Source organism: Nostoc sp. KVJ3 (assembly GCF_026127265.1).
In the GTDB taxonomy this organism is placed as follows: Bacteria; Cyanobacteriota; Cyanobacteriia; order Cyanobacteriales; family Nostocaceae; genus Nostoc.
In genome coordinates this window covers 3,486,375-3,511,825 of sequence record NZ_WWFG01000001.1, presented here as the reverse complement: position 1 = coordinate 3,511,825, position 25,451 = coordinate 3,486,375, and the positions used below count along the sequence as shown (strand labels likewise).

Here is a 25,451-nt window from a genome sequence, read left to right as displayed (position 1 = left end):
AGGATTCTAGCATTTATACAGTGTATAAAGTAAAAAAAGAATCTAGTAATAAAGCCTGACTTCCTCAATCTGTAATTTGGCGATTCAGGAGTGCTGTTTCGGTGACACTTATGAATTCCTAAGTTGTCGGTAGCGTTCCTGAACTTCCTGAATCGAAAACAAAGTTTCAAATTTCAACCCAGCTGACTCATACAACTCACCTCCCCCTTGCTGTCGGTCTACCAGTGAAATTACTTGATTTACGGTATAACCTGCATCCTTAAGACGCTCAACCGCTTTCAAAGCAGATTGCCCAGTTGTAACGACATCTTCCAAAACTACTACTTTTGCACCCTCTGATAAATTGGGGCCTTCTATATAAGCTCTTGTCCCATAACCCTTGGCTTCCTTGCGAATAATCAGCGCTGGTATTGGTCGGTTTTCATAAACAGAAACTATACTCACGGCTGTCACCATTGGATCAGCCCCCATTGTTAAACCTGCTACAGCCTGGGTATCTACAGGTAGTAAAGGAAATAGCAATCGTCCAACAGCCAAAGCTCCTTGAGGATGCAGTGTTACCTGCATCTTATTGACATAATAAGAACTACGTAGCCCAGAAGCGAGAATAAAATCTCCCTCTTGATAAGCCAGTTGAGAAAATAAATCTAGTAACTTGTAGCGCAAGGTGGTCAAATCAGCAGTGCTTGCCCAAATATCTGAGTGGGTAAGAGTTTCAGTAGGATACGTCATTACAAAACATTAAAAGTTGTGCTACACCAAAGGTTGAACTCATCAGAGTTCTGAACTTAAGCATAAATTAAGATTGCCCAAAACGAAAATTGAGGAGTCAGAAACGTGCGTATAAAATTTAAACCCTTTGGTGGTTTATTGGTGCTGCTTGCTGCTGGTATTGCTTTTCCCTCGATTGCATCTGCTCAAACCGCAACCCCCAAAACTGAAACTACGAATGATGTATTTGAACGGGCTTATTTTAGTCACGATCGCAATTTCTATGAAAATGGCAGCCTCAAGCGTCAGCTAGACTCATTTTTTGGATCTGGTTCCGGTTTTGGTGGTTCCTTCCCAGAAAATGAAATTGCTCACGATGCTGAGTTGGTTAACACTTTATATCATGATGTCCTGACTCAGCAAGCTAGCAACGATCCTTATATTCGCACTCCTGATTTACCAAATCCTTATGACACATCGCTGATGATGTCTCCCCGTTTGAATAGCAATAAGCTCAAACTAGGAACTGAATTCAAGTTTGAAACTTTACCACCTCGGTAACATTAAGAAGGGAATAGGGAATAGGGAATAGGTTGTTCCCAATCACCTGTCACCTATCACCTAATTCCGTCTATTACTGCTTTTTAATAATTTAGTGCGCCCTGCTGGAATCGAACCAGCCTGAAGACGAATTATGAGTTCGTTGCCTCCCCAATCGGCCAAAGGCGCTTGTTTTGTTGGCTTTCTGGTTCATAAGAGTCAATTACTCAAACTCTCCAGTTAACCTTATTTACTAATTCTTAGAGTGAGAAAAATATTTTATACACTAAGTTTAGCCAATTCCATGATTATAACATAAATTTACCACGTGGGAATACTAGACTCTGGTTCACCAGATTTTTATACTACATAATTTAATCATGGAATAGTGCAGACTAATATTGATTAAGTTCCTTTAAGGATTGAGGTTAAAAGCTTCACTATTCTTAAACAGACCAGCATTCTTGTGTGATAGCTTGTCAGCAATGAAAATAAATTCTACTGTACTTCTTACTTTGATTTTGTTAATCCTGATGATGGGAGCAGGTTCTGTGAGCGCGTTTTTGGGCTTTGGACTAGGGAGTTCAGCACTTAAAGGCGTTACCACACCTGATGGGCGTCCCACGACCAAATTTGCCAGTAATAAGACAAATAACTCCCAACAGGGAGGGCTAGTGCTATTAAAAGAGGAAGAGATTCTGAAAATTGTCAAGGCGCGAATTGACGGTAAGACCAAGGCTGCTAAATCAGAAAAGCTAGAAGAAGATGATGAAGAAACCAATAGCAGCAAGCAGAAGCCAGAGGAAAAACCCCCAGAAGTGGTTGAAGAAAAACCCTTACCAGGCTTTCCAGTTACTGCCCAAAGTGATGGCGTAACTATGACTGTACAATCTGCCCGCTACTCTGGTGGTGATTTGCTACTGAAAGTGAAAATGCAGAACAAAGGTAAGGATTCTGTACGCTTCCTGTATAGTTTTTTAGATGTTACCGATGACAAAGGAAGAACTCTGAGTGCAAGTACAGAAGGTTTACCAACAGAATTACCTGTAAATGGGCCGGCATTTTCAGGTACAGTGAGCATTCCCACAGCTTTACTTGATGATGTCAAGAAAATATCACTTGCTCTTACTGATTATCCTGCTCAGAAATTGAAGCTAGAGGCATCGAATATTCCTGTAGGAAGGTAGAGCAATTTTAGATTTTAGATTTTAGATTGGGGGCTTGGTACTAAGTAATTTACCGAGTTCTTAATACTTAAAACTTAATCCGAAATCCAAAATTCAAAATCCAAAAATGGAGGGCGTGAGTTTTACACAAGCTTTGGCAGTGAGTGGTTTTCCTAATTTAGTTTGGACGGATGTAGCGCTGCGGTTATTGTCAGTGCTACTACTGATTGCCATAAATGCCTTTTTCGTGACGGCGGAATTTTCGATGGTCAGCGTGCGGAGATCGCGTATTCACCAGCTAGTTAAGGCTGGGGATATTCCAGCGATCGCTGTGGAAATGCTACAACGTAGTATTGACCGACTCCTATCTACCGCTCAGTTAGGCATTACCCTCTCTAGTTTGGCACTGGGATGGATTGGTGAAAGTACAATTGTCGTGCTAGTCAATGCATGGCTGAGATCCTGGCCTTTGCCAAGTAACATAACCACCTTCCTCGCCCATTCCCTATCAATTCCTATTGCCTTTTTCTTGATTGCCTATTTGCAAATTGTGATCGGAGAACTATGTCCCAAATCCTTAGCCATGCTGTACTCAGAACAGCTAGCGAGATTTTTGGGGCCTTCGGTCAAAGCGATCGTACGTTTTTTTGGCCCCTTCATCTGGATTCTCAACCAATCAACTCGTTTTTTATTGCGGATTTTTGGTATCCAATACACAGGTCAAGGCTGGAGACCACCTGTGACTCCTGAAGAATTACAGCTGATTATCTCTACAGAATGGGGGTCTACTGGTTTACAGCGTGCAGAGCGAGAATTGCTCAATAATGTCTTTGAATTCGGGAATGTCATGGCCCAAGATGTGATGATCCCCCGCACTAGTATTATCACGCTGCCAAAAGATGCTACCTTCCAAACCTTACTCAAGGAAATGGCTTCTACTGGTTACTCTCGCTATCCTGTAATTGGTGAATCTTTAGACGATGTTCGCGGCATTGTTTATTTTAAAGATTTGGCACGACCTTTAGCTGTGGGAAAACTCAGTTTAGAGACACAAATCCAATCTTGGATGCGTCCCGCCCGATTTGTTCCAGAACACACGCCCTTGAGTGAACTTTTGCCCATGATGCAGCAAGAGAAACCCGCTATGGTCATGGTAGTGAATGAATTTGGCTCTATTGTGGGACTGGTGACAATCAAAGATGTTATTGCCGAAATCATCGGCGATGCAAGCGTTCCTGAAAGCAATGACGACTTACTGATTCAGATGTTAGATGAGCAGAAATTTTTGGTACAGGCACAGATTAACCTCGAAGACCTCAACGAGGTTTTACATCTCAATTTACCCCTGACAAGAGAATACCAGACATTAGGCGGCTTTTTGCTGTATCAGTTACAGAAAATTCCTGTCAAAGGCGAAACCTTCTGTTATGAAAATCTCGAATTCACTGTGGTCTCAATTGTTGGCCCACGCTTGCATCAAATTCAACTGCAACGCCTAGAGGTGGTGGATGAGGGGGCAGGGGGCAGGGAGCAGGGGGGATAAGGGAGACAAGGGGGAATTATTGAATAAGTTTTTTCCTTCTCTTTCCAATGCCCAATGCCTCTACCCTGCATACGCCACTGGATCAACGAGTCCTAATTCGGCAAAAGCTGCTAACCTTAAGCGACAAGAGTCACATACACCGCAAGCAACATCATCACCCGAATAGCAAGACCAAGTTAGCTCCCAAGGAACTCCTAATTGGTTCCCCAGTTGGATAATTTCGGTTTTTTTTAAATTTATTAGGGGTGCAACAATATTAATTGGTTGTCCCTCCCGCCCTTGTTTGGTTCCCAGGCGAAAAACTTCCTGCATTGCCTGAATATAATCGGGGCGACAATCAGGATATCCTGAGTAGTCTAAGGCGTTGACACCGATATAGACACGTTCAGCCGCGATCGCTTCGGCGTAACCAAGAGCAAAGCTTAAAAATATAGTATTACGAGCCGGAACATAAGTCACAGGAATATTTTGAGACATTTCATCAAGCGATCGCTCTTGAGGTAAATCAATCGCATCATCGGTAAGTGCGGAACCACCCCATTGCCGTAAATCAAAATTAACTATCTGATGTTTTGCGATCGCAGCCTTTTGAGCGATGGTAAGGGCTGACTGTAACTCTCGCCGATGTCGCTGCTGGTAATCAAAGGAAATAGCATGACATTCACAGCCATCAGCCTTAGCTTTGTACAAAATTGTGGAAGAGTCCAATCCCCCAGATAACAGAATTACAGCTTTCATCTCGGTTGCAAATTTTGGATTTTAAATTGCTAAATCACACCTTAACAAGATGCCATGAACCTACTGAATTTTTTAAAGTTAATAAAAAGACATATATTTTTTGGAGAAAGTAGCAAGGGCAAAGTAAACCAAAACTATCTATACAAAAGATATTTAGATTACGGGAACCGATCGCAAACTTTGAAATTCTTCATAAACATAGGCTCTATGTTACCATCTGGATGGTTTTAGACGGATCGTAACTGGCTTTCGAGTATAAACGCCAACGGCCGTAGCGTCTCTAAATTTGGTGGTTGAGGAGAGAATAATAGTGCAAGATAGCATGTCAGTGGCAGAACCCAATCTATATACACAGCGTAACCAGCCACGACCAATCCGCATAGGCGTGATTGGAGTGGGTAACATGGGACAACACCACGCTCGCGTGCTGAGTTCAATGAAAGATGTTGAACTGGTCGGAGTGGCAGATATTAACGTCGAACGAGGATTAGAAACTGCCAGCAAGTACAAGGTGCGTTTTTTTGAAGATTACTGTGACCTGCTACCCCTTGTGGAAGCAGTTTGTGTAGCTGTTCCCACCCGTCTGCACTATGCCGTGGGTATTAGCTGTCTGCTAGCGGGAATTCATGTTTTGATTGAAAAACCCATCGCAGCCAGTATTTCTGAGGCAGAGTCTCTAGTAAATGCGGCAGCTGAGTCTCAGTGTATCCTGCAAGTAGGCCATATTGAGCGTTTCAACCCAGCTTTTAAAGAACTGAGCCAAGTTCTGAAAACAGAGGAATTGCTGGCGCTAGAAGCCCACAGGATGAGTCCTTACTCAGATCGGGCAAACGATGTTTCGGTTGTGCTGGATTTAATGATCCATGACATCGACCTCCTTTTAGAACTAGCTGCTTCCCCAGTCACCAAATTGACTTCTAGCGGAACTCGCTCCCTGGACTCTGGTTATTTAGATTATGTAACCGCCACCTTGGGCTTTGCCAATGGTATTGTTGCCACTCTGACAGCCAGTAAAGTCACCCACCGCAAAATTCGCCGGATTGTCGCCCATTGCAAAAGTTCATTCACTGAGGCAGACTTTCTCAAGAATGAAATTTTGATACACCGACAAACCACGGCAAATTCTCTCACCGACCACCGACAAGTACTTTATAGGCAAGACGGTGTGATTGAAAAAGTCTACACCAGCAATATTCAACCCTTGAGTGCAGAATTAGAACATTTTGTCAACTGCGTACACGGTGGCAATCAACCCTCAGTAGGTGGTGAACAAGCTCTTAAAGCGCTAAGACTGGCAAGTTTAATTGAGCAGATGGCGCTGGAAGATCGAGTTTGGAATCCATTAGACTGGCAGTCGGAACCAAGAGTACAATCATTGACCCCGACAGCCTAGAAGAAAAGGGGATGAGGGGGACAAGGTAAAATTGTCCCCCTGCTCTCCCACAGATGCAACCTTGGAAGAAAACCCCCAGTATCTTTATTAAATTTGCCATCAAGTCTTTAGATCCTCCCTAGCTTTTTTACAAAACTGACTAAGGAGGATCTAAAAAATTAGAAAATAAAACCTAGTGGTTCGTTTCATGAATTTTGTAAGGTTCGCAGTAAGCGATTTATCGCTCAATGTCAAGGACTAGAGCTAGTAACTACGAACTTTTCTAAGCCTCAAAATTAATCCGATAGACCACTATTACTCTGTCTCATTAATTTGATGAGTTTGTAGTAAGCACTTCAGTGCTTGAAACTGAGCGATTTATCGCTCACTACAAACCTTGCAAAATTAATCCGATAGACCACTAGCTTGCACTCGTCTTACTCTATTTCTCCGTTTAGTGCAGCCAAGTTACCTTGACTCTAACAAGCAGCGATAATTAACTTTTAAAAAAGCTAAGGCTGAATCTTAGTAATCAAGACTAGTGTAGTAATTTCAGGAATTGACTCAATGCTTGAATGGATAACTAATACTATCAACTATTTTGGTCATTGGGGAATCGCCTTACTAATGTTCCTAGAAAATGTTTTTCCCCCGATTCCTTCAGAATTGATTATGCCACTGGCTGGATTTACAGCAAGTCCATATCAACCGGGAGGGGCAAAGCTGAATATCTTTGGAGTGTTTTTTGCAGGACTTTTGGGTTCTGTATTGGGCGCACTTATTTGGTATTATCCGGGTAAGTTTCTGGGCGAAACTCGTTTGAAAGCTTGGGCTGACAAGTATGGCAAATGGCTGGCTATATCTAGTAAAGATATCACCAAGTCCAAAAAGTGGTTTGATCGGCAAGGTAGAAAAGCAGTATTAATTGGTCGCCTTGTACCAGGAATCCGCACCTTGATTTCTGTTCCCGCAGGGATCAGCAATATGCCCTTGCTGCCATTCTTGTTTTACACAACATTAGGTAGCGCAGCTTGGGTGGGTTTGCTAACATACTCAGGATACGCTTTGGGTAGTCAGTATGAACTTGTGGACAAGTACCTTGCTCCTGTATCCAAAATCGTACTTGGGAGTTTGGTTCTAGCATTTGTTTTCTGGATATTCAAGCGCCAGTTGAGACGTACTAGAAGATGAAACACGGACGCTTTTGGTTTGAAAGCAGTAAAAGCAGGGGTTACATCTGGCCAAAATTCGCCTACACTATGCCAAATAATACTAGATGTGCGAAGGCATGAGCTTATCGGAGATATGACCCGAATTAATTTTTGGCGTATTTCTAGCTACACTTGACGCAACCTAGAATTTCTGGTTGCTCGCATTTTTGTAAGATGAGCATGACAACTTTTTACAGTTAAGTTTGAACTAGGAGCTTTCATGACAGACCAACCTTCCGCCGCTAACCCGATGAATAGTGCTGCCATACCCATGAATCGGCAGCCGTTAGCATCTACGACTCCCATAAATGCTGTTAATAATAATCCTCCTTCCACTACCAAGCCAGGCGGTGGTTCCGGTAAAACTATTCTCAGTGTTGATTTAGGTAGAACTTCCACAAAAACTTGTGTGAGTCGTGAACCCGGCAGTGTGGTGTTTGTACCTGCCAACGTCAAGCAGATGTCAATAGAACAAGTCCGCGGCGGTGTTTTTGAAGCCAGAGCTACTGATCCCTTAATGGATTTGTGGCTGGAGTATCAAGGAAATGGGTATGCTGTTGGTCAACTAGCAGCAGATTTTGGGGCGAATCTAGGAGTCGGCCAATCTAAAGTAGAGGCTGCACTGGTAAAAGTGTTAGCAAGTGCTGGCTACTTCAAGCTCAGAGACGATATCTCAGTTGTACTAGGTCTGCCCTTTCTTTCCTTAGAGCAATTTGAAAAGGAAAAAGCACAGTTGATTAGCCAAGTGGGTGGCCCTCATGTGTTGAACTTCCGAGGCGAATCTATATCCCTGAACGTTAGCAAGGTATGGGTAATGCCAGAGGGCTATGGCAGTTTGCTGTGGTCTGAAGCTCAACCAAAGAAAAATCCGGGCAGTCCCGATTTTACAAAAATATCGGTGGCGATCGTCGATATTGGACATCAAACCGTCGATCTTTTGATGGTAGATAACTTCCGTTTTGCCAGAGGTGCTTCTAAGAGCGAAGACTTCGGCATGAATAAGTTTTATGAATTGGTGTCTGCCGAAATCGAAGGAGCAGATAGTCAATCTCTCGCCCTAATTTCTGCTGTGAACAAACCCAGAGGTGAACGATATTACCGTCCTAAAGGCGCTAGCAAGCCCACCAACCTCGATGATTTTCTTCCCAACCTCACAGAGATGTTTTCACGCGAAATTTGTAGCCGTGTGCTAGCCTGGTTGCCAGAACGCGTCACCGATGTGATTCTGACTGGCGGGGGTGGCGAATTCTTCTGGGACGATGTTCAACGTCTCCTCAAGGAAGCAAAGATTAATGCTCATTTAGCAGCACCTTCACGACAGGCGAATGCTTTGGGGCAGTATATTTATGGAGAGGCACAATTATCCTCCAATCGCGCTGCTAGGGCATAAAGCTGATGTTCCAATGGTCAAAAAAGGTAGTTAAATCCGTCACGTTCAACCCAGAGCTTGCTGATGAAAGCTTGTTAGCGCAAGTAGAAAGTTATTTGGAAAAACAACCAGACAAGACTTTCAGCGACCTCTGTAAAGAAGCCTTGTGGCAATCTTTATGTGTACCGGAACCTGTACAACCTGCTCCACAAACAGCAGCAACAACACCGATTGAACAACAAATCGGTGAACTGCAACGTCAAGTGGCTGGACTTGAGGAACGTTTTTTTGCCAAGGGATCTAATCGTTTGGAGACGATGGAACACCATCTCCTGCAACTTTCTCAACAAGTTGCACAATTGGCGCTCATAGTCAACGATCGCTCGTTCATTCCGTCTCCAAGTCAATTAGAAGTAGTAAATAATACTTCTTATACTGTTGCTACGCCTCCTCAAGAGGTTGACCCCGTAATCAGTCGCCTTAGTCAGTTTCTCGATGATTTTTAAGAAAAAATCGCGTTTGTGAGCAGTTTTTGCTCCTCTCAACAATCCTTAATAGTATTAACTATTAAGGATTATTAATGTTTATATATGGAAAGAGATTTTTGTCGAAAATGCAGTGATGTTTAGTATGCACTGCATCTACACAAAAGATTCGCTATTCTAATCTGTCTGAGTGTCTATGTATGAAAATGAAGTTTTAGGACATGATACACTCCAGTAGATCGCCAATTGGTTGAATTACTGTGCCCAATAGACTATTTAAATCTTTACGTGTGTTTAAAGCCAGCAGCGGGATTTGAACTCGCGACCTTCCGATTACAAGTCGGATGCACTACCACTGTGCTATGCTGGCAAATTTTGTGTTTACTTTTGATTAGCAACCACAATTTCTTATTGTACCATAATCGGTTTATTTGTCTAGGTGCGATCGCTAAAATATTTCTTTCTGACTACATTGGGCTAGGAAATCCGCAAGTTTGGCAAAAATCAACTCAAATCCTGAGTTGGACGCAAAAATATTTGTCCGGTTCTAAAACTGTATTCTCTTGGCACGGCTGAATCAAGGGACAGAAATATATAATTATTTTTTACAGATTATAAGCATGGCAGCATTGCTCGGACGAGATTTATTAAGTCTAGCGGACATCAGTCCGACGGAAGTTCAAGAACTCCTGCAATTGGCAACTCAACTTAAATCACAACAGTTGAAGTTGCAGTGTAATAAGGTTTTGGGGTTGTTGTTCTCCAAAGCTTCAACTCGCACACGGGTAAGTTTTACTGTGGCGATGTACCAACTGGGTGGACAGGTAATCGATCTTAACCCTAATGTCACTCAAGTTAGTCGCGGGGAACCTTTACAGGATACGGCGCGGGTGTTAGACCGATATCTGGATATTTTGGCAATTCGCACTTTTGCACAGCAGGATTTGGAAACTTTTGCTCACTATGCCAAGATTCCGGTAATTAATGCGCTGACTGATGCAGAACATCCTTGTCAGGTATTAGCGGATTTGTTGACGATTAAAGAAAGCTTTGACACCCTTGCTGGGTTAACTTTAACCTACGTGGGTGATGGGAATAATATGGCTAATTCTTTGATGTTGGGTTGTGCGTTGGTGGGAATGAATGTCAGAATTGCTACCCCTAGCGGATATGAGCCAGATTCTCAGATTGTAGAACAAGCAAGAGCGATCGCTAATAATCAAACTGAAGTCCTCGTCACTCACGATCCAGAATTAGCCGCGAAAGGTTCTGCTGTACTTTACACTGATGTTTGGGCAAGTATGGGGCAAGAAGCAGAAGCAGATAATCGGATGCCAATTTTCCAGCCTTACCAAATTTCGGAACAGCTATTAAGCCTTGCCGATCCAGAGGCAATTGTTTTACACTGCTTACCAGCCCATCGCGGTGAAGAAATTACTGAGGCAGTTATTGAAGGTTCTCAATCCAAAGTTTGGGAACAGGCAGAAAATCGCCTCCACGCGCAAAAAGCTTTGCTTGCGAGTATTTTAGGGGCGGAATGAAAGAAGAGAGACGCGATGAATCGCGTCTGTACAAGAGTTTGGAGTAGAGACGCGATAAATCGCGTTTGTACAGGAGTTAGGAGTCAAAATAGCTAGTGTGCAATTGGCTCCTAACTACTTGCTAGTAAAAAATCCGAAATAAATGGGTAAAAGAAAAGAGAATATTCTTACTTTTGCCTTTGATATTTTTACTTTTCTCTTGTTATGGGGAGTTTTTTGTAGTACTAATGTTCTAGAGACATTAATAATTACTTCCCACAAATTTATGGAACGTCTAACAGAAGCTCAACAAGAACTTTATGAATGGTTGGCAGAATACATCAGAACGCACCAGCATTCGCCTTCAATTCGGCAAATGATGCAAGCGATGAACTTGAAGTCACCAGCACCAATTCAAAGTCGTTTAGAACATTTACGCACTAAGGGATATATAGAATGGACTGAAGGACAAGCGCGAACAATTCGGATTTTGCGTCCTGTGAAGCAAGGTGTACCAATTTTGGGCACGATCGCTGCTGGTGGTTTAATAGAACCGTTTACTGATGCTGTAGATCATTTAGACTTTTCTAATTTCGATTTACCTCCCCAAACCTACGCTTTGCGCGTAGCTGGCGATAGCATGATTGAAGATTTAATTGCTGATGGCGATGTGGTATTTTTGCGTCCAGTAGCAGAACCAAATCATTTAAAAAATGGCACCATCGTCGCCGCCAGAGTTGATGGATTTGGTACAACATTAAAACGTTTTTATCGCCAAGGCGATCGCGTCACCCTCAAACCAGCAAATCCTAAGTACAATCCCATTGAAGTCAGTGCTATGCAAGTGCAGGTACAAGGTTCTCTCATTGGTGTTTGGCGTGGTTACAACTGAGTAATGGGGAGTGGGAGAGAGATAATCAATACCCAATGCCCATTAATTAGGGTTCATGACTACCTTTGTGCTTAACATTTTATGTACCTGACAAAAAACCCAGTGCAGCAACTGCCCACTTTCCGGTTTAAATTACCAATTGCAAGGGAAAGTAGGGGCAGTTATTACACGCAACCATTACCAGGATGCCCAAGAATGCCTCCGTCTCTGCAATTGCGGCAATATCAGCGCCAAGCGATCACTAGCTGGTTTACCAATAATGGCAGAGGGACGCTGAAAATGGCTACTGGTAGTGGTAAAACCATTACCGCATTAGCGATCGCTTGTGAATTATATCAGCAGATTAATTTACAAGTTTTGGTGGTGGTGTGTCCCTACCGCCATCTTGTCACCCAATGGGCGCGAGAATGTGAAAAATTTAATTTGCAACCCATTTTAGCTTTTGAGAATTTACGCACTTGGCAAAGTCAACTTTCTACCCAAATTTATAATCTGCGTTCCGGTTCTCAACGGTTTGTCACTGTCATTACTACGAACTCCACATTAATTGGAGATGGGTTTCAGTCTCAACTCAAATATTTTCCTGCCAAAACTTTAATTATTGGGGATGAGGCGCATAATTTAGGCGCACCCAAGTTAGAAGAAAGTTTACCGCGTAGTGTTGGGTTGAGACTGGCTTTATCTGCCACACCGGAGAGGTATTTTGACGATTTTGGTACGCAATCTCTATTTGATTATTTTGGCCCAGTTCTCCAGCCAGAGTTTACTTTGAGGGATGCGATCGCTCAAGGTGCTTTGGTACATTATCTGTATTATCCGGTGTTGGTGGAGTTAACTGAAGCAGAAAGTATTGCCTATTTAAAGTTAACTAAAAGAATCGGGCGATCGCTACTATATAGAGAACGAGAAAATGGACAAGCGGGAAATTTTGAAGACAATGAAGATTTAAAGCCATTGTTGATGCAAAGGGCAAGGTTAATTGGGGCGGCGGAAAATAAATTAACCGCCTTGCGGGATTTAATGACGACTCGCTGCGAAACTACTCACACACTTTTTTATTGTAGTGATGGTTCCCAAGACGCGGGACAACGTTCATCTCTACGTCAACTTAAAGCTGTTGCTAAAATTCTGGGGGTGGATTTAGGGTATAAGGTTAGCACCTATACGGCTCAAACAACTTTAGAAGAAAGGGAAATCTTACGGCATCAATTTGAAAGTGGAGAGTTGCAAGGTTTAGTGGCAATTCGTTGTTTAGATGAAGGTGTCGATATTCCGGCAATTAAAACTGCGGTGATTTTATCCAGTTCTGGTAATCCGCGTCAGTTTATCCAGCGACGGGGGCGAGTTTTACGTCCTCACCCCGGTAAGGAACGCGCGACAATATTTGACATGATTGTTTTGCCACCAGATTTAGATAGAGAAACTATCGAAGTTGAGCGTAATTTGTTGAAAAAGGAATTACGTCGCTTTGTGGAGTTTGCTGATTTGGCTGATAATGCAGGCGTTGCAAGAATGAAGTTACTTGATTTACAAAAGCGATATGGTTTATTAGATATTTGATGATGAACTATATATAGCAATCCTAAATGAGTTGTGAAAATGCGCGATGTCCAGATCCCCGACTTCTCGAAGAAGTCGGGGATCTAATTTTTCACGAATGATTTAGGATTGCAATAGTTGTATTTTTTTGTAAAATTTTTCGAGTCTTGAAAAAAGAAGCATTAAATATGAAATAATATAATTATGAGTTTGATAATAATGGGACATAAGTGGCTTTAAAAATTTCACTTATGTCCCATTATAATCTAGATTGTTAATATTAATAATACCAGAAAACAATTCAATAATAAAGTATTTTTTCAAATAAAATTATAAATTTGAAAAAATAGTTTTGGCAAAATTAAAGATAATGCTAACAGTGGCTTTACGGAGGTAAATACAGCAGTAGAGAAAGTTAAAATATAGAAAAACTATATTTCCAATACCCAAGATGTCACAAGAGGCGAATATCGACGATGTGCAGGAGCCAATAACTAGCGCACCGCCAGAAGTACGGCAAATTATTGAGCGCGTATGGAAGCTAGAAAAAGGCAGGCTAGATAAAAAGATTAACAGCCATATAAATGATAATATTTTGGACATTATTAAGGAAGAGGTGCGATGAAGCTGACTTCAATTAAGCTATGCAACTTTCGCTCCTTTTATGGTACGACACCAGAGATGCTCCTCGCTGCTGGAGATGTTCAGAACACAACGATTATTCATGGCAATAATGGCTCTGGAAAAACTAGTTTACTAAATGCCTTTACTTGGGTATTATATGAAAAATTTAGTGCAGCATTTGCATCGATAGAACAGTTAGTGAATAAGCGTGCGATCGCAGAGGCTCAAAAAGGTCAAGTTGTAGAATGTTGGGTAGAGATTGGCTGGGAACATGAAGGTAAGCGCTATCGAGTTAAACGCGCCTGTCGAGGTTATAAAAACGAAAATGACTTTGACGCTGGTAAAACTCAATTAACCATGTGGGTTGGTGGCGATGATGGCAAATGGAATATACCAACCCAGCAATCAGACGATATAATTAATCAAATTTTACCCGCTACTTTACATCAATATTTTTTCTTTGACGGCGAACGAATTGAAGAAATAGTCCGTTCTGATAAAAAAGCTGAAATTGCTGAAGCTACAAAAATTTTCTTGGGTGTAGAGGTAATCAACCGTTCTATCAGACATTTGGGAGATGCTAAAAAAACTCTAGAAAATGAGTTAAAAGCGATTGGTGATTCTGAAATTAAACAGCTATTACGACAGCAAGAAAAGATAGAACGAGAGCGCGAACGCATTACCAAACGGCAAACTGAAATTAAAGAAGAGTTAGAATATCAACAGACTTTTAAAAAAGAGACAAGTAACCGTTTACGAGAATTGAGTGCTGCTAAAGAATTGCAAGAAAGATGGCAGGATTTAGAATCACAGAAAGCAGCAAATCAAGAAGAATATAAAAAAACCAAGGAAGCGCTGAAAAAAGTTATTTCTGCACGGGGTTATACCGTTTTACTCTCAGAAACTACATCGCAGTTTCGAGGAATTATCAATGATTTGAAGGCGCGAGGCGAGCTAACATCAGGAATTTCGCGGGAATTTGTGAATGATTTACTCAATTCTCAGCGCTGTATTTGTGGCGCAGAATTACAGGCGGGTAATCATTCTCACACTCATGTCAGTACTTGGCTAAATAAAGCAGGTTCCTCGGCGGTAGAAGAAACTGCAATTCGGATGATAGCTCAAGTAGATGAAATTGATAAGCAAGCCATAGGTTTTTGGGAAGAAGTTGATAGAGAACAAACTAGGATTAATCAGTTAAGGCAAAGCATATCTCAAATTGAAGGCGATTTAGACAATATTCAAGAACGGTTGCGAAAAGATGCTAATGAAGAAATTAGTAGTTTGCAAAAACGCTTAGATGAAATTGAAAGTAAAATTGATGAATTAAATCGAGAACAGGGTGCGAATCAGCAGCAAATTGCTCAACTCACAACTGAGATTGAAGGTTTAAATAAACAAATTGCCAAGCAAAAGCTGAATGAAGACAAGCAAACTCTAGCACAGCGACGAATTAACGCTACTCAAGATGCAATTGAACGGTTAACGGAAGTTAGAAATCGTCAAGAACAACAATTTCGCATGCAACTAGAAAAGCGAGTGCAAGAGATATTTATGGAGATTTCTGTAACTCCATATCTTCCTAAAATTAGTGAAAAATATGAACTAACATTAGTAGAAAATACCACAGGGATAGAAGCACCAGTTGCAGCATCCACTGGTGAGAATCAAATTCTCAGTTTATCCTTTATCGCCAGCATTATTGACAAAGTACGGGAATGGAGTGAGAAGCGAAAAATGATGATGATTCCCGATAGTAGCACTTTCCCAATTGTCATGGATTCACCCTTTGGTAGTTTGGATGAGAATTCGCGGCGACATATTGCGAAGACAATTCCCCAATTAGCGAATCAGTTGATAGTTTTAGTTACTAAGACTCAGTGGCGGGGTGAAGTTGAAGCAGAAATGACAAACAGAATTGGTAGAGAATATGTGCTTACGTATTATTCTTCTAAGCCGGATTGCGAGCAGGATTATATTGAGTTGGGTGGGGAAAGATATCCTTTGGTGAAACAAAGTCCGAATGAGTTTGAGTATACTGAAATTATCGCGATTGAACGTAATATTTAAAGGATAAATTTATTGTTGCGAGTCCAGACGGAAAGTATATGACTCCCCAGGAATACTTGGAATGGGAAGAACACCAAGATATTAAATACGAATATATCAATGGTGAAGTCTTTGCTATGACTGGGGATACAATTCCCCATAATAGTATTGCCTTAAACTTAGCTTCGGCGTTGAAAAATCATCTCCGGGGAGGTTTTTGTCGGGCTTTTATGGCAGATGTAAAAGTAGGAGTAACAGGGAACGGGCCGTTTCACTACCCGGATGTTGTGGTTAGTTGTGATGAAAGAGATAGACAAGCTATTAAATTTATTCAGTATCCTTGTTTAATTGTTGAAGTTCTTTCCCCTAGTACGGAAGCTTACTACAGAGGTCGTAAATTTATTCAGTACCGCCGTATCGAAACTTTACAAGAATATGTCCTCATTGATACTGAAAAAATCAGTTTAGATTGCTTTCGTATAAATGATAAAGGAATTTGGGAATTACATCCTTATGAAGAAGGGGATGAGGTTAATTTAACTAGTGTTGATTTTCGCTTTCCTATTTCTTTGGTTTATGAGGATGTTGCAATATAAGTTTTGGAGAAACGAACCGCCAAGGCGCAGAGAACGCAGAGGGAAGAGAAGATTGTTAAATTCAGATTATTGCTAACTAATTAGAAGATGTTTTATGAGTATTAAAACTGAGGCAACTATTGAAGATTTATACCATTTACCTGACAATTGTAAAGCAGAGATTGTCAATGGGAAATTGGTGCTGATGTCTCCAACTGGATTTTTACCAGGACGTGCAGGTGGTGAAATTTATGCAAGTCTACGGGATTATGAACGTCTAACAAAAAGTGGTTACGCTTTACCTGATAATGTCGGTTTTGTTGTCGATCTCCCTAATCGTCGTTCTTTAAGTCCTGATGCTGCATTTTATACTGGCAAACCTACAGGTGGGCGATTCTTCAATGGTGCGCCTATATTTGCTGCTGAGGTAAGAAGCGAAAATGATTACGGTGATAAAGCTGAGAAAGATATGGCTAGTAAACGCCGTGATTATTTTGCGACTGGTACGTTGGTAGTTTGGGATGTAGATGTACTTAAAGAGGAAGTTATTAGAGTATATCGTGCTAGTAATCCTGAAGAACCCCAAGTTTATCGCCGTGGTGAGGTGGCTGAAGCTGAACCGGGAGTACCAGGATGGATTATGTTATTGGATAATTTGTTTGTTTAGCGATCGCCCACATACTAGTATAAAAATCTGCATAGCCTAGCCAGCCGTAGCATCGCTTTTGACTTTCGGTTAAAATAGCAACACAGTATATATTAAAACAATGGCTGAAACTGGCAGAATCAGGGTTGCTAAAGATAAGGCTGAGTTGGTGAAAGGTTTAACATCTTCAGATGGTGGAACAGGGCCTTTTAATACTTTTGCTGATGTGATTGTGTTCGCAGCAGCTTTGGGTGCAAAGCATAAAAAACGGGTGGCTTTGGGAGAGATTTCTAAAAGGGAACCATCGCCAATCAGGATAGAGTATTTTGCTTCAATGGGAAATGATATTTTAATAAAATTATTAGCAATTAATGAAACTAAAGATATAAAAGCACTATCTATTAATGAAGAAGAATATGAAAGAGAACGCAATCATATATTTGAAGAGTACGCTAACGGTGGACTGGAAATATTGCAAAATGAGTTGCGTGGGTCAGTAGATTATGCAGAGCGAATTTTATTATTTCTCAATTATGAGCGAACGAATATAGAGCAACAAGACGAGGAATTTGATCTTACTAAATTCCTCTCTTGAATTAGGGTATCTTCAATAGGAAGGGTTTTCCATCCATCCTAGTTTATCTTTGAGTGTCTTGACTGCACCACTTACTGCATTGGCATTAGTGTATAGTTTATAACGCTTATCAGGATTTTTAGGATTAGGATCTATCCTAATTAAATTATCTTGCCAAATTGGATTACTTCTTGTCCAATCTATCTGTGCAAGTTGAGAAACTTTTACGTCATCAAAATAATTGCTGTCTTTGTCGTAAGTGAAGTATAGCAATCGACCCAAAACTTCCAGACCAGCACTCACTCCCAGTATACATTCATCTTTAAATTTTCTTAGTTCTGAAATAGTCAAATCAGCTACCTTTTTCTCAGAAATATCTCTTGTGTTACTGCATTCAAAGAAAAACTTATTAAGACAATTAGCTAGAGCATTAGATGAACTCTCCACATCATAGTCTTGAAGTTCAGAATCAGGATTCTTTGTAAAGGCACAACTCACAGCCCTTGTTATGTAGTTATTTGTGTAAATAAATTTCTTTTGAATACGTGGAGAATCTTGAATTTTATCTGTTTTATCATAAAAAATTTTGACTTGTTTTACCAATTTTTTAGTAATACCAACACGACCTTCAACTTCACCAAATGATAATAGCAACGCTTTACCTAGCGGTTTAGTTTGAGCCATATCTCCAAAATCTTTTCTACACTGGTCAATATCGTCTTCTAATACCAGCGTAATGGGAAAATCGTTATCACTAATTAAGGAACTTTCGTCACTTTCAATTAACTTTTGAATAGCAGTCTTACGATGTTGTCCATCTGTAATCTCTAATTTTACATCACGAGGAATTACAACGATACAAATACCTCTGCCCAATTCGAGAATTGTTATTTTATCTACGGGTACATTTGCTGTCAGCGTCCCCAGAATCCAGGGTTTTCCTTTTCGGGCTTGTTCGATAATATAATTTTTGATCTCCTCTGCATGACCGGGGACTTCTGGGCGTTGTTTACCTAATTCAGGATCATCGTCCTTAGCAGGTTTTGCTACTAAAAGTGCTGGAAAGTCCTTAGCCGGTATATTGATTTGTAGCATTTTCCGCTTTCCCTGGCGGAAAATCAGCCCTGGATAGCAGGAATCTCGATAATGTTCTTCAAAGAACGGCGCAACCAAGGTACTAAACTTAGCTTTGATCTCTGGCGAAACACTATTGTTACTATCCTGGTTTGTTTGAGTCATACAAATACCTGTAAAGTGGCAGATTACACTATATGCTCTTATTATACTTAAGCCACCGTAATAACCACAATAAAAAGTATTGAAAACTGTGTCAATTATAAAACAGGTGGAAGTCCTACCGCTTTCGGTTCAACAAACTTGCCATCAAAACCTATAGTTTTATCTTCCACAGTTCTAGCATCCGCCAAAGCCTTACGAAGTTCAGCGCGTTCCATCTGTTCCTGAATTCCACCCAGGATATAAACCAATAACTTCGCGGCCAAATCTCGTCCAGCAACCTGCACCCGCTTTTTATTTGGGTCATACAAAATCCCATACCAGAGAGATTGGGGATACTCCATACCACTAAAACCACCTTGCTGGTCAAACTTCCGCAGTTTCTTAAAAATATCCGCCAGAGAAAAACCTTTTTTAAAAACCAAAATTCCCAAAGCTTGCGCTAATGCAACTTGAGCAACCGGACGGAAAAGCATATTTCCTTCACCTCCATCTTTCTCAAAGCTGAAGCGCCGTAAAGCTGGTGTATCCTCGTGTTCTAAAATCTTATAGCTGGAAAGACTAGCCAAAGAATCAAATAGATTTTTAAATTCCTCAATTCCCTGCTCAAGTTCTTCATCCTCTGGACGCATGGGAATTAGACCTTTCTCTAAGGGTTTCCAGTGGGGGAACTTTTGACCCAAATAGCGCTCAGACATATCTTGTAGAGCTTGTAAAGTCGTCAAAACTGTAGAATTGGAGGCTACTGTTGCACTATTCCAATTAACACGAGGATTGCGATCTTGTCGTTGTTCTAATAGTGGATGTGTAACTGCAATTTTTCTAGCAACGATCGCAAAACCATCATCTTCATTCAACTGTGTTAGTTGCCCTTTAGTCAAGGGTGCAGCCATCAGGTTAACATGAACAAAAATCGATCTTACTCTCCGCCTCGCCTGGGTGCGAGTTTCCCCAGCCGCTACCGCGCAGATAAACTCAATACCAATTTTTTCTTTGGGTAAATTTTGCAAGTAAGCAAGGTCTACTTGGTACTTTTCTATCAAATCATTGACTGTAATAAAACTGTCATCAGCACCTTTATCTTTTTTATAGCGCTGGAGTTTCCGAGTTTTGATTAACTCCATCAACCCCTGTACGCCCATTAATCGGTGTTGACCATCTAGTGCATAAATAGTTACATCATCCTCAGAAATATTTAGCAGACCTACTTTAGCGTCTTTATCTAGGGGGATGAAATCAGTAGTAGACTTTGTGGCGCATCCTTCGCTATCCCACTCAGCAGCTTTAGGATTATCCACCCACGGTTGATTAATTACTACCAGCACTGGCGGAAACTTATGATTGTCTCTAGCCGCTAAATACTGAACTAGCGGTGCTTGACGTGACCAATCAAGGGGACGCTGCTGAATTTCATCAATACTATCCGCGTCAATCTCGATATTCTCTGTCTCTGGATTATACTTTTTTTGGAACAGAGGTAAGCCAGAGGCGAAGTGAACCCGACCGGCAAACCATTCCAAGGTAACAGAGCTAACATAAGCCTCAGTACCACCCATCTCGGTTTTTTGAACGAGAATCTGATCTTTTCTCCCTAAAAACTTCTCTAGGAGTAAAGCTAGTACCTGTTTTTCCTTGTCTTCCCGTTCCAGGTATTCTCTAGCGATGTCAGCAGTGGGGTCAGATGCACTATCTTTCATGTTAAATTTTAAAAACAGAATAGGATTATGTCGTTTAATTATCCAAAAAATTGGATATTAGTAGTAAAGTTTTTAAAAACTTTTCTTCAACCCAGGTCGGGGGGTTTTGTCTGTGTAGCCGCGAATTCTATTCGCCCTATTCGCCCGAATATTAAGCCAGTGTTTCCAGAGAGAAGGAGAAATGACTACAGCACAACAAGCAGAAAATAAAAACCAGCAAACACGTACTGTAGCAGAGTTAGTGGACTATATCCAAGTTCTCACCACTGAAATTCAAGAATTGTATTGTTTAGATGAGATTCCTTGGGTGGTGGGCTATTCGGGCGGAAAAGATAGTACTGCTACCTTACAGCTGATCTGGAATGCGATCGCAGCACTCCCACCTGAAAAGCGAACTAAAACAATATACGTTATTACTACAGACACGTTGGTAGAGAATCCTATCGTTGCTGCTTGGGTACGCAGTTCTCTAAAACAGATGAAATCTGAAGCCCAAGCACAAGGATTACCATTTGAACCCCATTTGCTACAGCCAGACTTTAAAGAAACATTCTGGGTAGGTTTGATTGGTAAAGGTTATCCAGCACCCAGAGGAAAATTTCGCTGGTGTACAGAACGCCTCAAAATTAATCCCTCTAACCGCTTTATTCGTGATGTGATTCGAGCAAGTGGAGAAGCGATCGTTGTGTTGGGGACTCGCAAAGCTGAAAGCACAAAACGTGCTAGCCGAATGAAAAAATTGGAAGCCCAACGGGTACGCGATCATTTAAGTCCTAATATGAATTTGCCAAATTCTTTGGTTTACAGCCCTATTGAAGACTGGCAAAATGATGAAGTCTGGATTTATCTCATGCAGTGGGAAAACCCTTGGGGGTATAGCAATAAAGATTTATTCAGTATGTATAGAGGTGCTTCTGCTGATAATGAATGTCCTTTAGTTGTCGATACATCTACCCCTAGTTGTGGTAGCTCTCGTTTTGGTTGCTGGGTTTGTACCCTAGTTAGTCAAGATAAATCACTCGCGGCGATGATTCAAAATGACGAAGAGAAAGAATGGATGCAACCTCTACTTGATTTTCGTAAAGAATTAGACGCTGAAGAAACCCGTGATAAAAGAGATTTCCGACGTAGAAATGGTGGTGTCCAACTTTATGAACGTAACTTAGATGAGGGGATATCTATTGAACCTATTCCTGGCCCGTTTATTAAAGAAGCGCGAGAGGATTGGCTAAGACAACTGCTTACAGTCCAAAAAGAAATTCGTCAAACAGCGCCAGAAAATATGCGCGACATCACCCTAATTACTCTAGAAGAAATGAGCGAAATTCGCCGCATTTGGCTAGAAGAAAGACACGAATTTGATGATAGTTTACCCCGGATTTATGAAGAAGTGACTGGCGAAGAATTTCAAGACCCTCGTCCTGGTGCAGACTATAGTTTACTAGGTCGTGATGAATGGATAGTATTAGAAGAAATTTGTGAAGGTGACGCGATGCACTTGGAACTCATGGCGAAATTGTTAGACACAGAACGCCAGTATCGCAAAAAGACTCGTCGCGTGGGAATATACGATACTTTAGAAAAATGCTTTAATACGAGTTCCCGTTCTCCAGAAGATGCGATTAAAAATGCTCGTTTAAAACGCGAATTAAGCGAAGCAGTTAGTCAAGGTGATGTTGCAAAAGTCAAGCAGATGACTTTGGGCGATGTTGCATCAATCAATGAAGTAGATGAAGGTGAAAGCGATCAACAGGTGACTTGGGCAAGTATGAAATTTAAAAAGGAAATTTTAGAATAATAGAAGACGGGAGTCAACAAACTACTTAAAGAACGCTTGACAAAGTTTGATTATTTTAAAACAAGCGAGGTTATATGATTCAAGCCATACACAAATTAGTAACTTTTGAAGATTTTGCAGCTTGGCGACCTGATGGTGGAAGATACGAATTACATGATGGCCTGATTGTTGAAATGTCTCAACCGGTGGGAGATCATGAGGATGTTGTTGGTTTTTTGGCGCTAAATATATCTATCGAAATTGGGCAACAAAAACTTCCCTACTTCATTCCAAAAACTGTATTAGTTAAACCATTTGAAGGTGAATCAGCTTATTCACCAGACATCTTAATAATCAATCGACCAAATTTAGTGAATGAGCCTTTATGGAAAAAAGAATCAACTGTATCTCAAGCTACATCTATTCCATTAATTATTGAAGTTGTTAGTAATAATTGGCGAGATGATTACTACAAAAAATTAGCTGATTATGAAGCTATAGGTATTCCCGAATATTGGATTATAGATTATGCGGCTATAGGTGCTAGGAAGTTTATTGGCAATCCTAAACTGCCTACTATATCCATTTATCAATTAATTGATGGTGAGTACCAAGTTACTCAATTTAAAGGCGATACCCATATTGTCTCGCCTACTTTTCCAGAATTGAATTTAACCGCCGAACAGATTTTTGAAGCTGGAGGTGTGCAAATCTAGCCACAACCTAGCTGTAAGGGTGTAAGAGGTTGTTTGAAAAGTAGTTTACTGTGACTTTAGGCACTTAAATGATCCCCCTAACCCCCCTTCAAAAGGGGGGAACTAGAGTCAAAGTCCCCCTTTCGAAGGGGGATTTAGGGGGATCTAAAACGTTTTGCTACTAACAAGAGGACTTTTCAAATATCGTCTAATATGAATCACCCATCTGTTGATATCCACCAACTACATCACTTACCAACACCGAGATAGATACAATCGCATTTCTTAACAGTTAGTGATGGTATTATCTATATTTCATAGACAATATTTTTTATCAATGCGTCAGACAAAATCATCTAATTAATTTTATCTGATTCCTTTCATCACAAACTTTCTGCTTCTGCGATCGCCGTCGAACTCATGTTAATCTTAAAAACTAATGATATTTCTTGAACTCGTTCTACAAAACTTTGGCCCTTACACTGGTAAACAGGTAATCAATCTTAATCCAAAAACTGATGAGGAAAACTCGCGTCCAATTATCTTATTAGGTGGGATGAATGGCGGCGGAAAAACCACCCTTATGGATGCCATTCGTCTCGCCCTTTATGGCGCTCGTGCCCAATGTTCTACCCGTGGTAATTTAAGTTATAGTGATTTTCTCAGTCAATGTGTTAACAACAAAATAGATCCAGTTCTAGATACCCGGATTGAATTACTTTTTGAACATATTGAAAATGATAAGCCAATAAAATACCGTGTTGTGCGTAGTTGGACAAAAAATCCTAAAGATGGTAAAGATACATTAGGTATTTTAGGTGACAGTGATACCTGGCCTGATGCTTTAGTTAATATCTGGGATGAATATATTGAAAATCTCCTGCCATTAGGTATTTCTAATTTATTTCTCTTTGATGGTGAACAAGTTAAAGAACTCGCAGAACAGGAAACACCACCACCAGTTGTAGTAGACGCAATTCGCGGACTTTTAGGTTTAGAGTTGGCAGATCGTTTAGCAGTTGATTTAGATATCTTAGTTAACCGTAAACTTAAAGAAGTTGGTAATAGTAAAGATTTAGCAAACCTAGAGGAAATTGAAACTAGGTTAACTCAACAGCAAGAAGATTATCAAACAACGGGAGAAAAATTAGAAACTCTCAAAAATCAGGTAGAAGAGTTAGAACAAAAGCAGCAAGAAGCCTTTGATAAATTTATTTATGAAGGTGGGAAGATTGCAGCAGAACGCACTCAACTAGAACTACAACAGGATACAAAAACTGCGGAAATTGAACAAGTACGTCAGTCGATGTGTGAATTGGCGGCTGATGTTTTACCTCTGGCATTAATTCCTAATTTACTTAATCAGGCGCAAACACAGGGAGAAAAGGAATTTCGCCATCAACAGGTACAAATTTCTAAAGATTTGTTACTTGAACGAGATCAGCGCTTACTCTCTTGGCTAAATCAAGTAGAAATTTCTCCCATAGAAGTTGATAAAATCCAATCATTTTTAATCCAAGATGTAGATAATTTATATGCAAAGACTATCCAGATAGAAGCACTTTGGCTATTAGCTGATGATGAAACTTTAAGTCAGCTAGATAATCTTATATATCATTTACAAAATTCTAAACTTTCTGCAAAAGAGAAATTAGCTATTCTCAAAAATAAAGAAGAAGAAATTCATACTCTAGAAAGACAGGTGCAAACAGCAGCAGCACCAGAAGATTATACAAAGCTGCGTCAAGCATTAGAAGCGGCGCAAAATCAGGTTGTCGAAGCTAAAGCAAATTACGAAACAATCCGCCGCCGTTTAGCTGAATTAGAAACTATTATTGCCAAGTCAAAAAGAGAATTAAGTGATTATACTGTAGAAAATATTAAACATAAAAATAGCGAACATATTATTACCTCAGCAGCGAAAGTTCAAGAAACACTCAAGACTTTTCGTGAAAAATTAACTCTGCGGAAACTCAATAAATTAGAAGAGGAAGTTAAAAATTGCTTTCTTTATCTGCTGCATAAATCAGATTTAGTGCATCGGATCACCATTGATACTAAGACTTTCAGCCTTTTGCTTTACGATTTAAATGGTAAACCAGTTCCTAAACATCGCCTCTCTGCTGGCGAAAAACAACTACTGGCGATCGCATTTCTCTGGGGTTTAGCAAAAGTCTCTGGACACCGCCTACCTGTAGCAATCGATACGCCACTAGGTAGACTCGATTCCTCCCACCGCAGCAATTTAGTTGAACGTTACTTCCCATCCGCTAGCCATCAAGTCATTTTGTTATCTACGGATACTGAGATTGGTAAAAAAGAAGTTGAAACACTGCGAGAAAATGAAGCGATCGCTCGTGAATACCTGCTCAAATACGACTCCACTACCCGCCAAACAACAGTAGTCGAAAATCAATATTTTTGGTAATGATATCGTCTAAAAAAGATATTTACAATATATATAACGATCCTTGGAAAGTAGATAAGCAACG

General features: G+C 40.6%; 23 protein-coding genes and 2 tRNA genes. 19 read left to right on the top strand and 6 right to left on the bottom strand.

The features are described from left to right. Nucleotides 1–108: 108 nt before the first annotated feature. Entirely contained in the window at nucleotides 109–732 is a 624-nt protein-coding gene (pyrE, locus tag GTQ43_RS13955; protein ID WP_265273195.1) for an orotate phosphoribosyltransferase, read from the bottom strand. Nucleotides 733–837: 105 nt separating this feature from the next. Here pyrE and GTQ43_RS13950 point away from each other — a divergent pair, with 105 nt between their 5' ends. Continuing rightward, complete coding sequence (locus tag GTQ43_RS13950; RefSeq protein WP_265273194.1) at nucleotides 838–1,272, top strand: hypothetical protein; 435 nt, start codon at nucleotides 838–840, stop codon at nucleotides 1,270–1,272. 95 nt (nucleotides 1,273–1,367) lie between these two features. On the opposite strand, the gene GTQ43_RS13945 is transcribed toward GTQ43_RS13950, so the two are convergent. After that, nucleotides 1,368–1,440 (bottom strand) — tRNA-Ile (locus GTQ43_RS13945). Nucleotides 1,441–1,736: 296 nt separating this feature from the next. Here GTQ43_RS13945 and GTQ43_RS13940 point away from each other — a divergent pair. Continuing rightward, nucleotides 1,737–2,438, top strand: coding sequence for a hypothetical protein (locus GTQ43_RS13940; RefSeq protein ID WP_265273193.1), 702 nt, complete (start codon nucleotides 1,737–1,739; stop codon nucleotides 2,436–2,438). 106 nt (nucleotides 2,439–2,544) lie between these two features. Beyond that, nucleotides 2,545–3,960: a hemolysin family protein gene (locus GTQ43_RS13935; protein ID WP_265273192.1), complete on the top strand. Its 1,416-nt coding sequence runs from the start codon at nucleotides 2,545–2,547 to the stop codon at nucleotides 3,958–3,960. A gap of 60 nt (nucleotides 3,961–4,020) precedes the next feature. Here GTQ43_RS13935 and queC read toward each other — a convergent pair whose 3' ends face one another. After that, entirely contained in the window at nucleotides 4,021–4,698 is a 678-nt protein-coding gene (queC, locus tag GTQ43_RS13930) for a 7-cyano-7-deazaguanine synthase QueC (protein ID WP_265273191.1), read from the bottom strand. A gap of 310 nt (nucleotides 4,699–5,008) precedes the next feature. Here queC and GTQ43_RS13925 point away from each other — a divergent pair, with 310 nt between their 5' ends. The 4 genes from GTQ43_RS13925 to GTQ43_RS13910 all read left to right on the top strand — a co-directional run bounded on the left by GTQ43_RS13925 (nucleotide 5,009) and on the right by GTQ43_RS13910 (nucleotide 9,156). After that, nucleotides 5,009–6,091: a Gfo/Idh/MocA family protein gene (locus GTQ43_RS13925; protein ID WP_265273190.1), complete on the top strand. Its 1,083-nt coding sequence runs from the start codon at nucleotides 5,009–5,011 to the stop codon at nucleotides 6,089–6,091. A gap of 546 nt (nucleotides 6,092–6,637) precedes the next feature. Next, nucleotides 6,638–7,261 (top strand): DedA family protein, encoded by a 624-nt coding sequence (locus GTQ43_RS13920; RefSeq protein ID WP_265273189.1) that lies wholly within the window; start codon nucleotides 6,638–6,640, stop codon nucleotides 7,259–7,261. Nucleotides 7,262–7,501: 240 nt separating this feature from the next. Then, entirely contained in the window at nucleotides 7,502–8,671 is a 1,170-nt protein-coding gene (locus GTQ43_RS13915; protein WP_265273188.1) for a ParM/StbA family protein, read from the top strand. A 5-nt stretch (nucleotides 8,672–8,676) separates the two neighbouring features. Next, nucleotides 8,677–9,156: a plasmid segregation centromere-binding protein ParR gene (locus GTQ43_RS13910; RefSeq protein ID WP_265273187.1), complete on the top strand. Its 480-nt coding sequence runs from the start codon at nucleotides 8,677–8,679 to the stop codon at nucleotides 9,154–9,156. Nucleotides 9,157–9,433: 277 nt separating this feature from the next. Here GTQ43_RS13910 and GTQ43_RS13905 read toward each other — a convergent pair. Then, a tRNA-Thr gene (locus tag GTQ43_RS13905) sits at nucleotides 9,434–9,505 on the bottom strand. A 41-nt stretch (nucleotides 9,506–9,546) separates the two neighbouring features. On the opposite strand from GTQ43_RS13905, the gene GTQ43_RS13900 reads away from it, so the two are divergent. The 9 genes from GTQ43_RS13900 to GTQ43_RS13860 all read left to right on the top strand — a co-directional run bounded on the left by GTQ43_RS13900 (nucleotide 9,547) and on the right by GTQ43_RS13860 (nucleotide 17,575). Next, entirely contained in the window at nucleotides 9,547–9,711 is a 165-nt protein-coding gene (locus GTQ43_RS13900) for a hypothetical protein (protein WP_265273186.1), read from the top strand. Nucleotides 9,712–9,755: 44 nt separating this feature from the next. Then, entirely contained in the window at nucleotides 9,756–10,676 is a 921-nt protein-coding gene (gene argF / locus GTQ43_RS13895) for an ornithine carbamoyltransferase (RefSeq protein ID WP_265273185.1), read from the top strand. A 265-nt stretch (nucleotides 10,677–10,941) separates the two neighbouring features. After that, nucleotides 10,942–11,547, top strand: a complete 606-nt coding sequence (gene lexA, locus GTQ43_RS13890) for a transcriptional repressor LexA (protein WP_265273184.1) — start codon at nucleotides 10,942–10,944, stop codon at nucleotides 11,545–11,547. An 81-nt stretch (nucleotides 11,548–11,628) separates the two neighbouring features. Continuing rightward, nucleotides 11,629–13,107 carry a DNA phosphorothioation system restriction enzyme gene (locus tag GTQ43_RS13885; RefSeq protein WP_265273183.1) on the top strand — a complete coding sequence of 493 codons (1,479 nt, stop codon included), beginning with the start codon at nucleotides 11,629–11,631 and terminating at the stop codon, nucleotides 13,105–13,107. 430 nt (nucleotides 13,108–13,537) lie between these two features. Then, nucleotides 13,538–13,711: a hypothetical protein gene (locus tag GTQ43_RS13880; RefSeq protein ID WP_180277607.1), complete on the top strand. Its 174-nt coding sequence runs from the start codon at nucleotides 13,538–13,540 to the stop codon at nucleotides 13,709–13,711. Further along, nucleotides 13,708–15,780, top strand: a complete 2,073-nt coding sequence (locus tag GTQ43_RS13875; protein WP_265273182.1) for an AAA family ATPase — start codon at nucleotides 13,708–13,710, stop codon at nucleotides 15,778–15,780. Before GTQ43_RS13880 ends, GTQ43_RS13875 begins: the two co-directional genes overlap by 4 nt. Before the next feature lie 11 nt (nucleotides 15,781–15,791). Beyond that, nucleotides 15,792–16,355, top strand: a complete 564-nt coding sequence (locus GTQ43_RS13870) for a Uma2 family endonuclease (RefSeq protein ID WP_265273763.1) — start codon at nucleotides 15,792–15,794, stop codon at nucleotides 16,353–16,355. Nucleotides 16,356–16,449: 94 nt separating this feature from the next. After that, on the top strand, nucleotides 16,450–17,001 hold the full coding sequence (locus GTQ43_RS13865) for a Uma2 family endonuclease (protein ID WP_265273181.1): 552 nt from the start codon (nucleotides 16,450–16,452) through the stop codon (nucleotides 16,999–17,001). A 100-nt stretch (nucleotides 17,002–17,101) separates the two neighbouring features. After that, nucleotides 17,102–17,575 (top strand): DNA phosphorothioation-associated protein 4, encoded by a 474-nt coding sequence (locus GTQ43_RS13860; RefSeq protein WP_265273180.1) that lies wholly within the window; start codon nucleotides 17,102–17,104, stop codon nucleotides 17,573–17,575. Nucleotides 17,576–17,587: 12 nt separating this feature from the next. On the opposite strand, the gene GTQ43_RS13855 is transcribed toward GTQ43_RS13860, so the two are convergent. Continuing rightward, nucleotides 17,588–18,793, bottom strand: a complete 1,206-nt coding sequence (locus GTQ43_RS13855; protein ID WP_265273179.1) for a DNA sulfur modification protein DndB — start codon at nucleotides 18,791–18,793, stop codon at nucleotides 17,588–17,590. Nucleotides 18,794–18,888: 95 nt separating this feature from the next. Further along, nucleotides 18,889–20,487 (bottom strand): DGQHR domain-containing protein, encoded by a 1,599-nt coding sequence (locus tag GTQ43_RS13850; RefSeq protein WP_265273178.1) that lies wholly within the window; start codon nucleotides 20,485–20,487, stop codon nucleotides 18,889–18,891. Between the two features lie 181 nt (nucleotides 20,488–20,668). On the opposite strand from GTQ43_RS13850, the gene dndC reads away from it, so the two are divergent. From dndC to dndD, 3 genes are all read left to right on the top strand, one after another. Next, nucleotides 20,669–22,285, top strand: coding sequence for a DNA phosphorothioation system sulfurtransferase DndC (gene dndC / locus GTQ43_RS13845; RefSeq protein ID WP_265273177.1), 1,617 nt, complete (start codon nucleotides 20,669–20,671; stop codon nucleotides 22,283–22,285). 74 nt (nucleotides 22,286–22,359) lie between these two features. After that, nucleotides 22,360–22,980, top strand: coding sequence for a Uma2 family endonuclease (locus GTQ43_RS13840; protein ID WP_265273176.1), 621 nt, complete (start codon nucleotides 22,360–22,362; stop codon nucleotides 22,978–22,980). A 418-nt stretch (nucleotides 22,981–23,398) separates the two neighbouring features. Beyond that, the gene (gene dndD / locus GTQ43_RS13835; RefSeq protein WP_265273175.1) at nucleotides 23,399–25,387 is read left to right on the top strand and encodes a DNA sulfur modification protein DndD; all 1,989 of its coding nucleotides are present in this window, start codon (nucleotides 23,399–23,401) and stop codon (nucleotides 25,385–25,387) included. Nucleotides 25,388–25,451 lie beyond the last annotated feature (64 nt).

Coding starts and splice junctions, on each gene's coding strand:
- GTQ43_RS13840 (WP_265273176.1), top strand. CDS start 22,360: ATGATTCAAGCCATACACAAATTAGTAACTTTTGAAGATTTTGCAGCT.
- GTQ43_RS13915 (WP_265273188.1), top strand. CDS start 7,502: ATGACAGACCAACCTTCCGCCGCTAACCCGATGAATAGTGCTGCCATA.
- argF (WP_265273185.1), top strand. CDS start 9,756: ATGGCAGCATTGCTCGGACGAGATTTATTAAGTCTAGCGGACATCAGT.
- GTQ43_RS13910 (WP_265273187.1), top strand. CDS start 8,677: ATGTTCCAATGGTCAAAAAAGGTAGTTAAATCCGTCACGTTCAACCCA.
- GTQ43_RS13865 (WP_265273181.1), top strand. CDS start 16,450: ATGAGTATTAAAACTGAGGCAACTATTGAAGATTTATACCATTTACCT.
- lexA (WP_265273184.1), top strand. CDS start 10,942: ATGGAACGTCTAACAGAAGCTCAACAAGAACTTTATGAATGGTTGGCA.
- GTQ43_RS13875 (WP_265273182.1), top strand. CDS start 13,708: ATGAAGCTGACTTCAATTAAGCTATGCAACTTTCGCTCCTTTTATGGT.
- GTQ43_RS13880 (WP_180277607.1), top strand. CDS start 13,538: ATGTCACAAGAGGCGAATATCGACGATGTGCAGGAGCCAATAACTAGC.
- GTQ43_RS13935 (WP_265273192.1), top strand. CDS start 2,545: ATGGAGGGCGTGAGTTTTACACAAGCTTTGGCAGTGAGTGGTTTTCCT.
- GTQ43_RS13940 (WP_265273193.1), top strand. CDS start 1,737: ATGAAAATAAATTCTACTGTACTTCTTACTTTGATTTTGTTAATCCTG.
- queC (WP_265273191.1), bottom strand. CDS start 4,698: ATGAAAGCTGTAATTCTGTTATCTGGGGGATTGGACTCTTCCACAATT.
- dndC (WP_265273177.1), top strand. CDS start 20,669: ATGACTACAGCACAACAAGCAGAAAATAAAAACCAGCAAACACGTACT.
- pyrE (WP_265273195.1), bottom strand. CDS start 732: ATGACGTATCCTACTGAAACTCTTACCCACTCAGATATTTGGGCAAGC.
- GTQ43_RS13850 (WP_265273178.1), bottom strand. CDS start 20,487: ATGAAAGATAGTGCATCTGACCCCACTGCTGACATCGCTAGAGAATAC.
- GTQ43_RS13855 (WP_265273179.1), bottom strand. CDS start 18,793: ATGACTCAAACAAACCAGGATAGTAACAATAGTGTTTCGCCAGAGATC.
- GTQ43_RS13860 (WP_265273180.1), top strand. CDS start 17,102: ATGGCTGAAACTGGCAGAATCAGGGTTGCTAAAGATAAGGCTGAGTTG.
- dndD (WP_265273175.1), top strand. CDS start 23,399: ATGATATTTCTTGAACTCGTTCTACAAAACTTTGGCCCTTACACTGGT.
- GTQ43_RS13885 (WP_265273183.1), top strand. CDS start 11,629: ATGTACCTGACAAAAAACCCAGTGCAGCAACTGCCCACTTTCCGGTTT.
- GTQ43_RS13920 (WP_265273189.1), top strand. CDS start 6,638: ATGCTTGAATGGATAACTAATACTATCAACTATTTTGGTCATTGGGGA.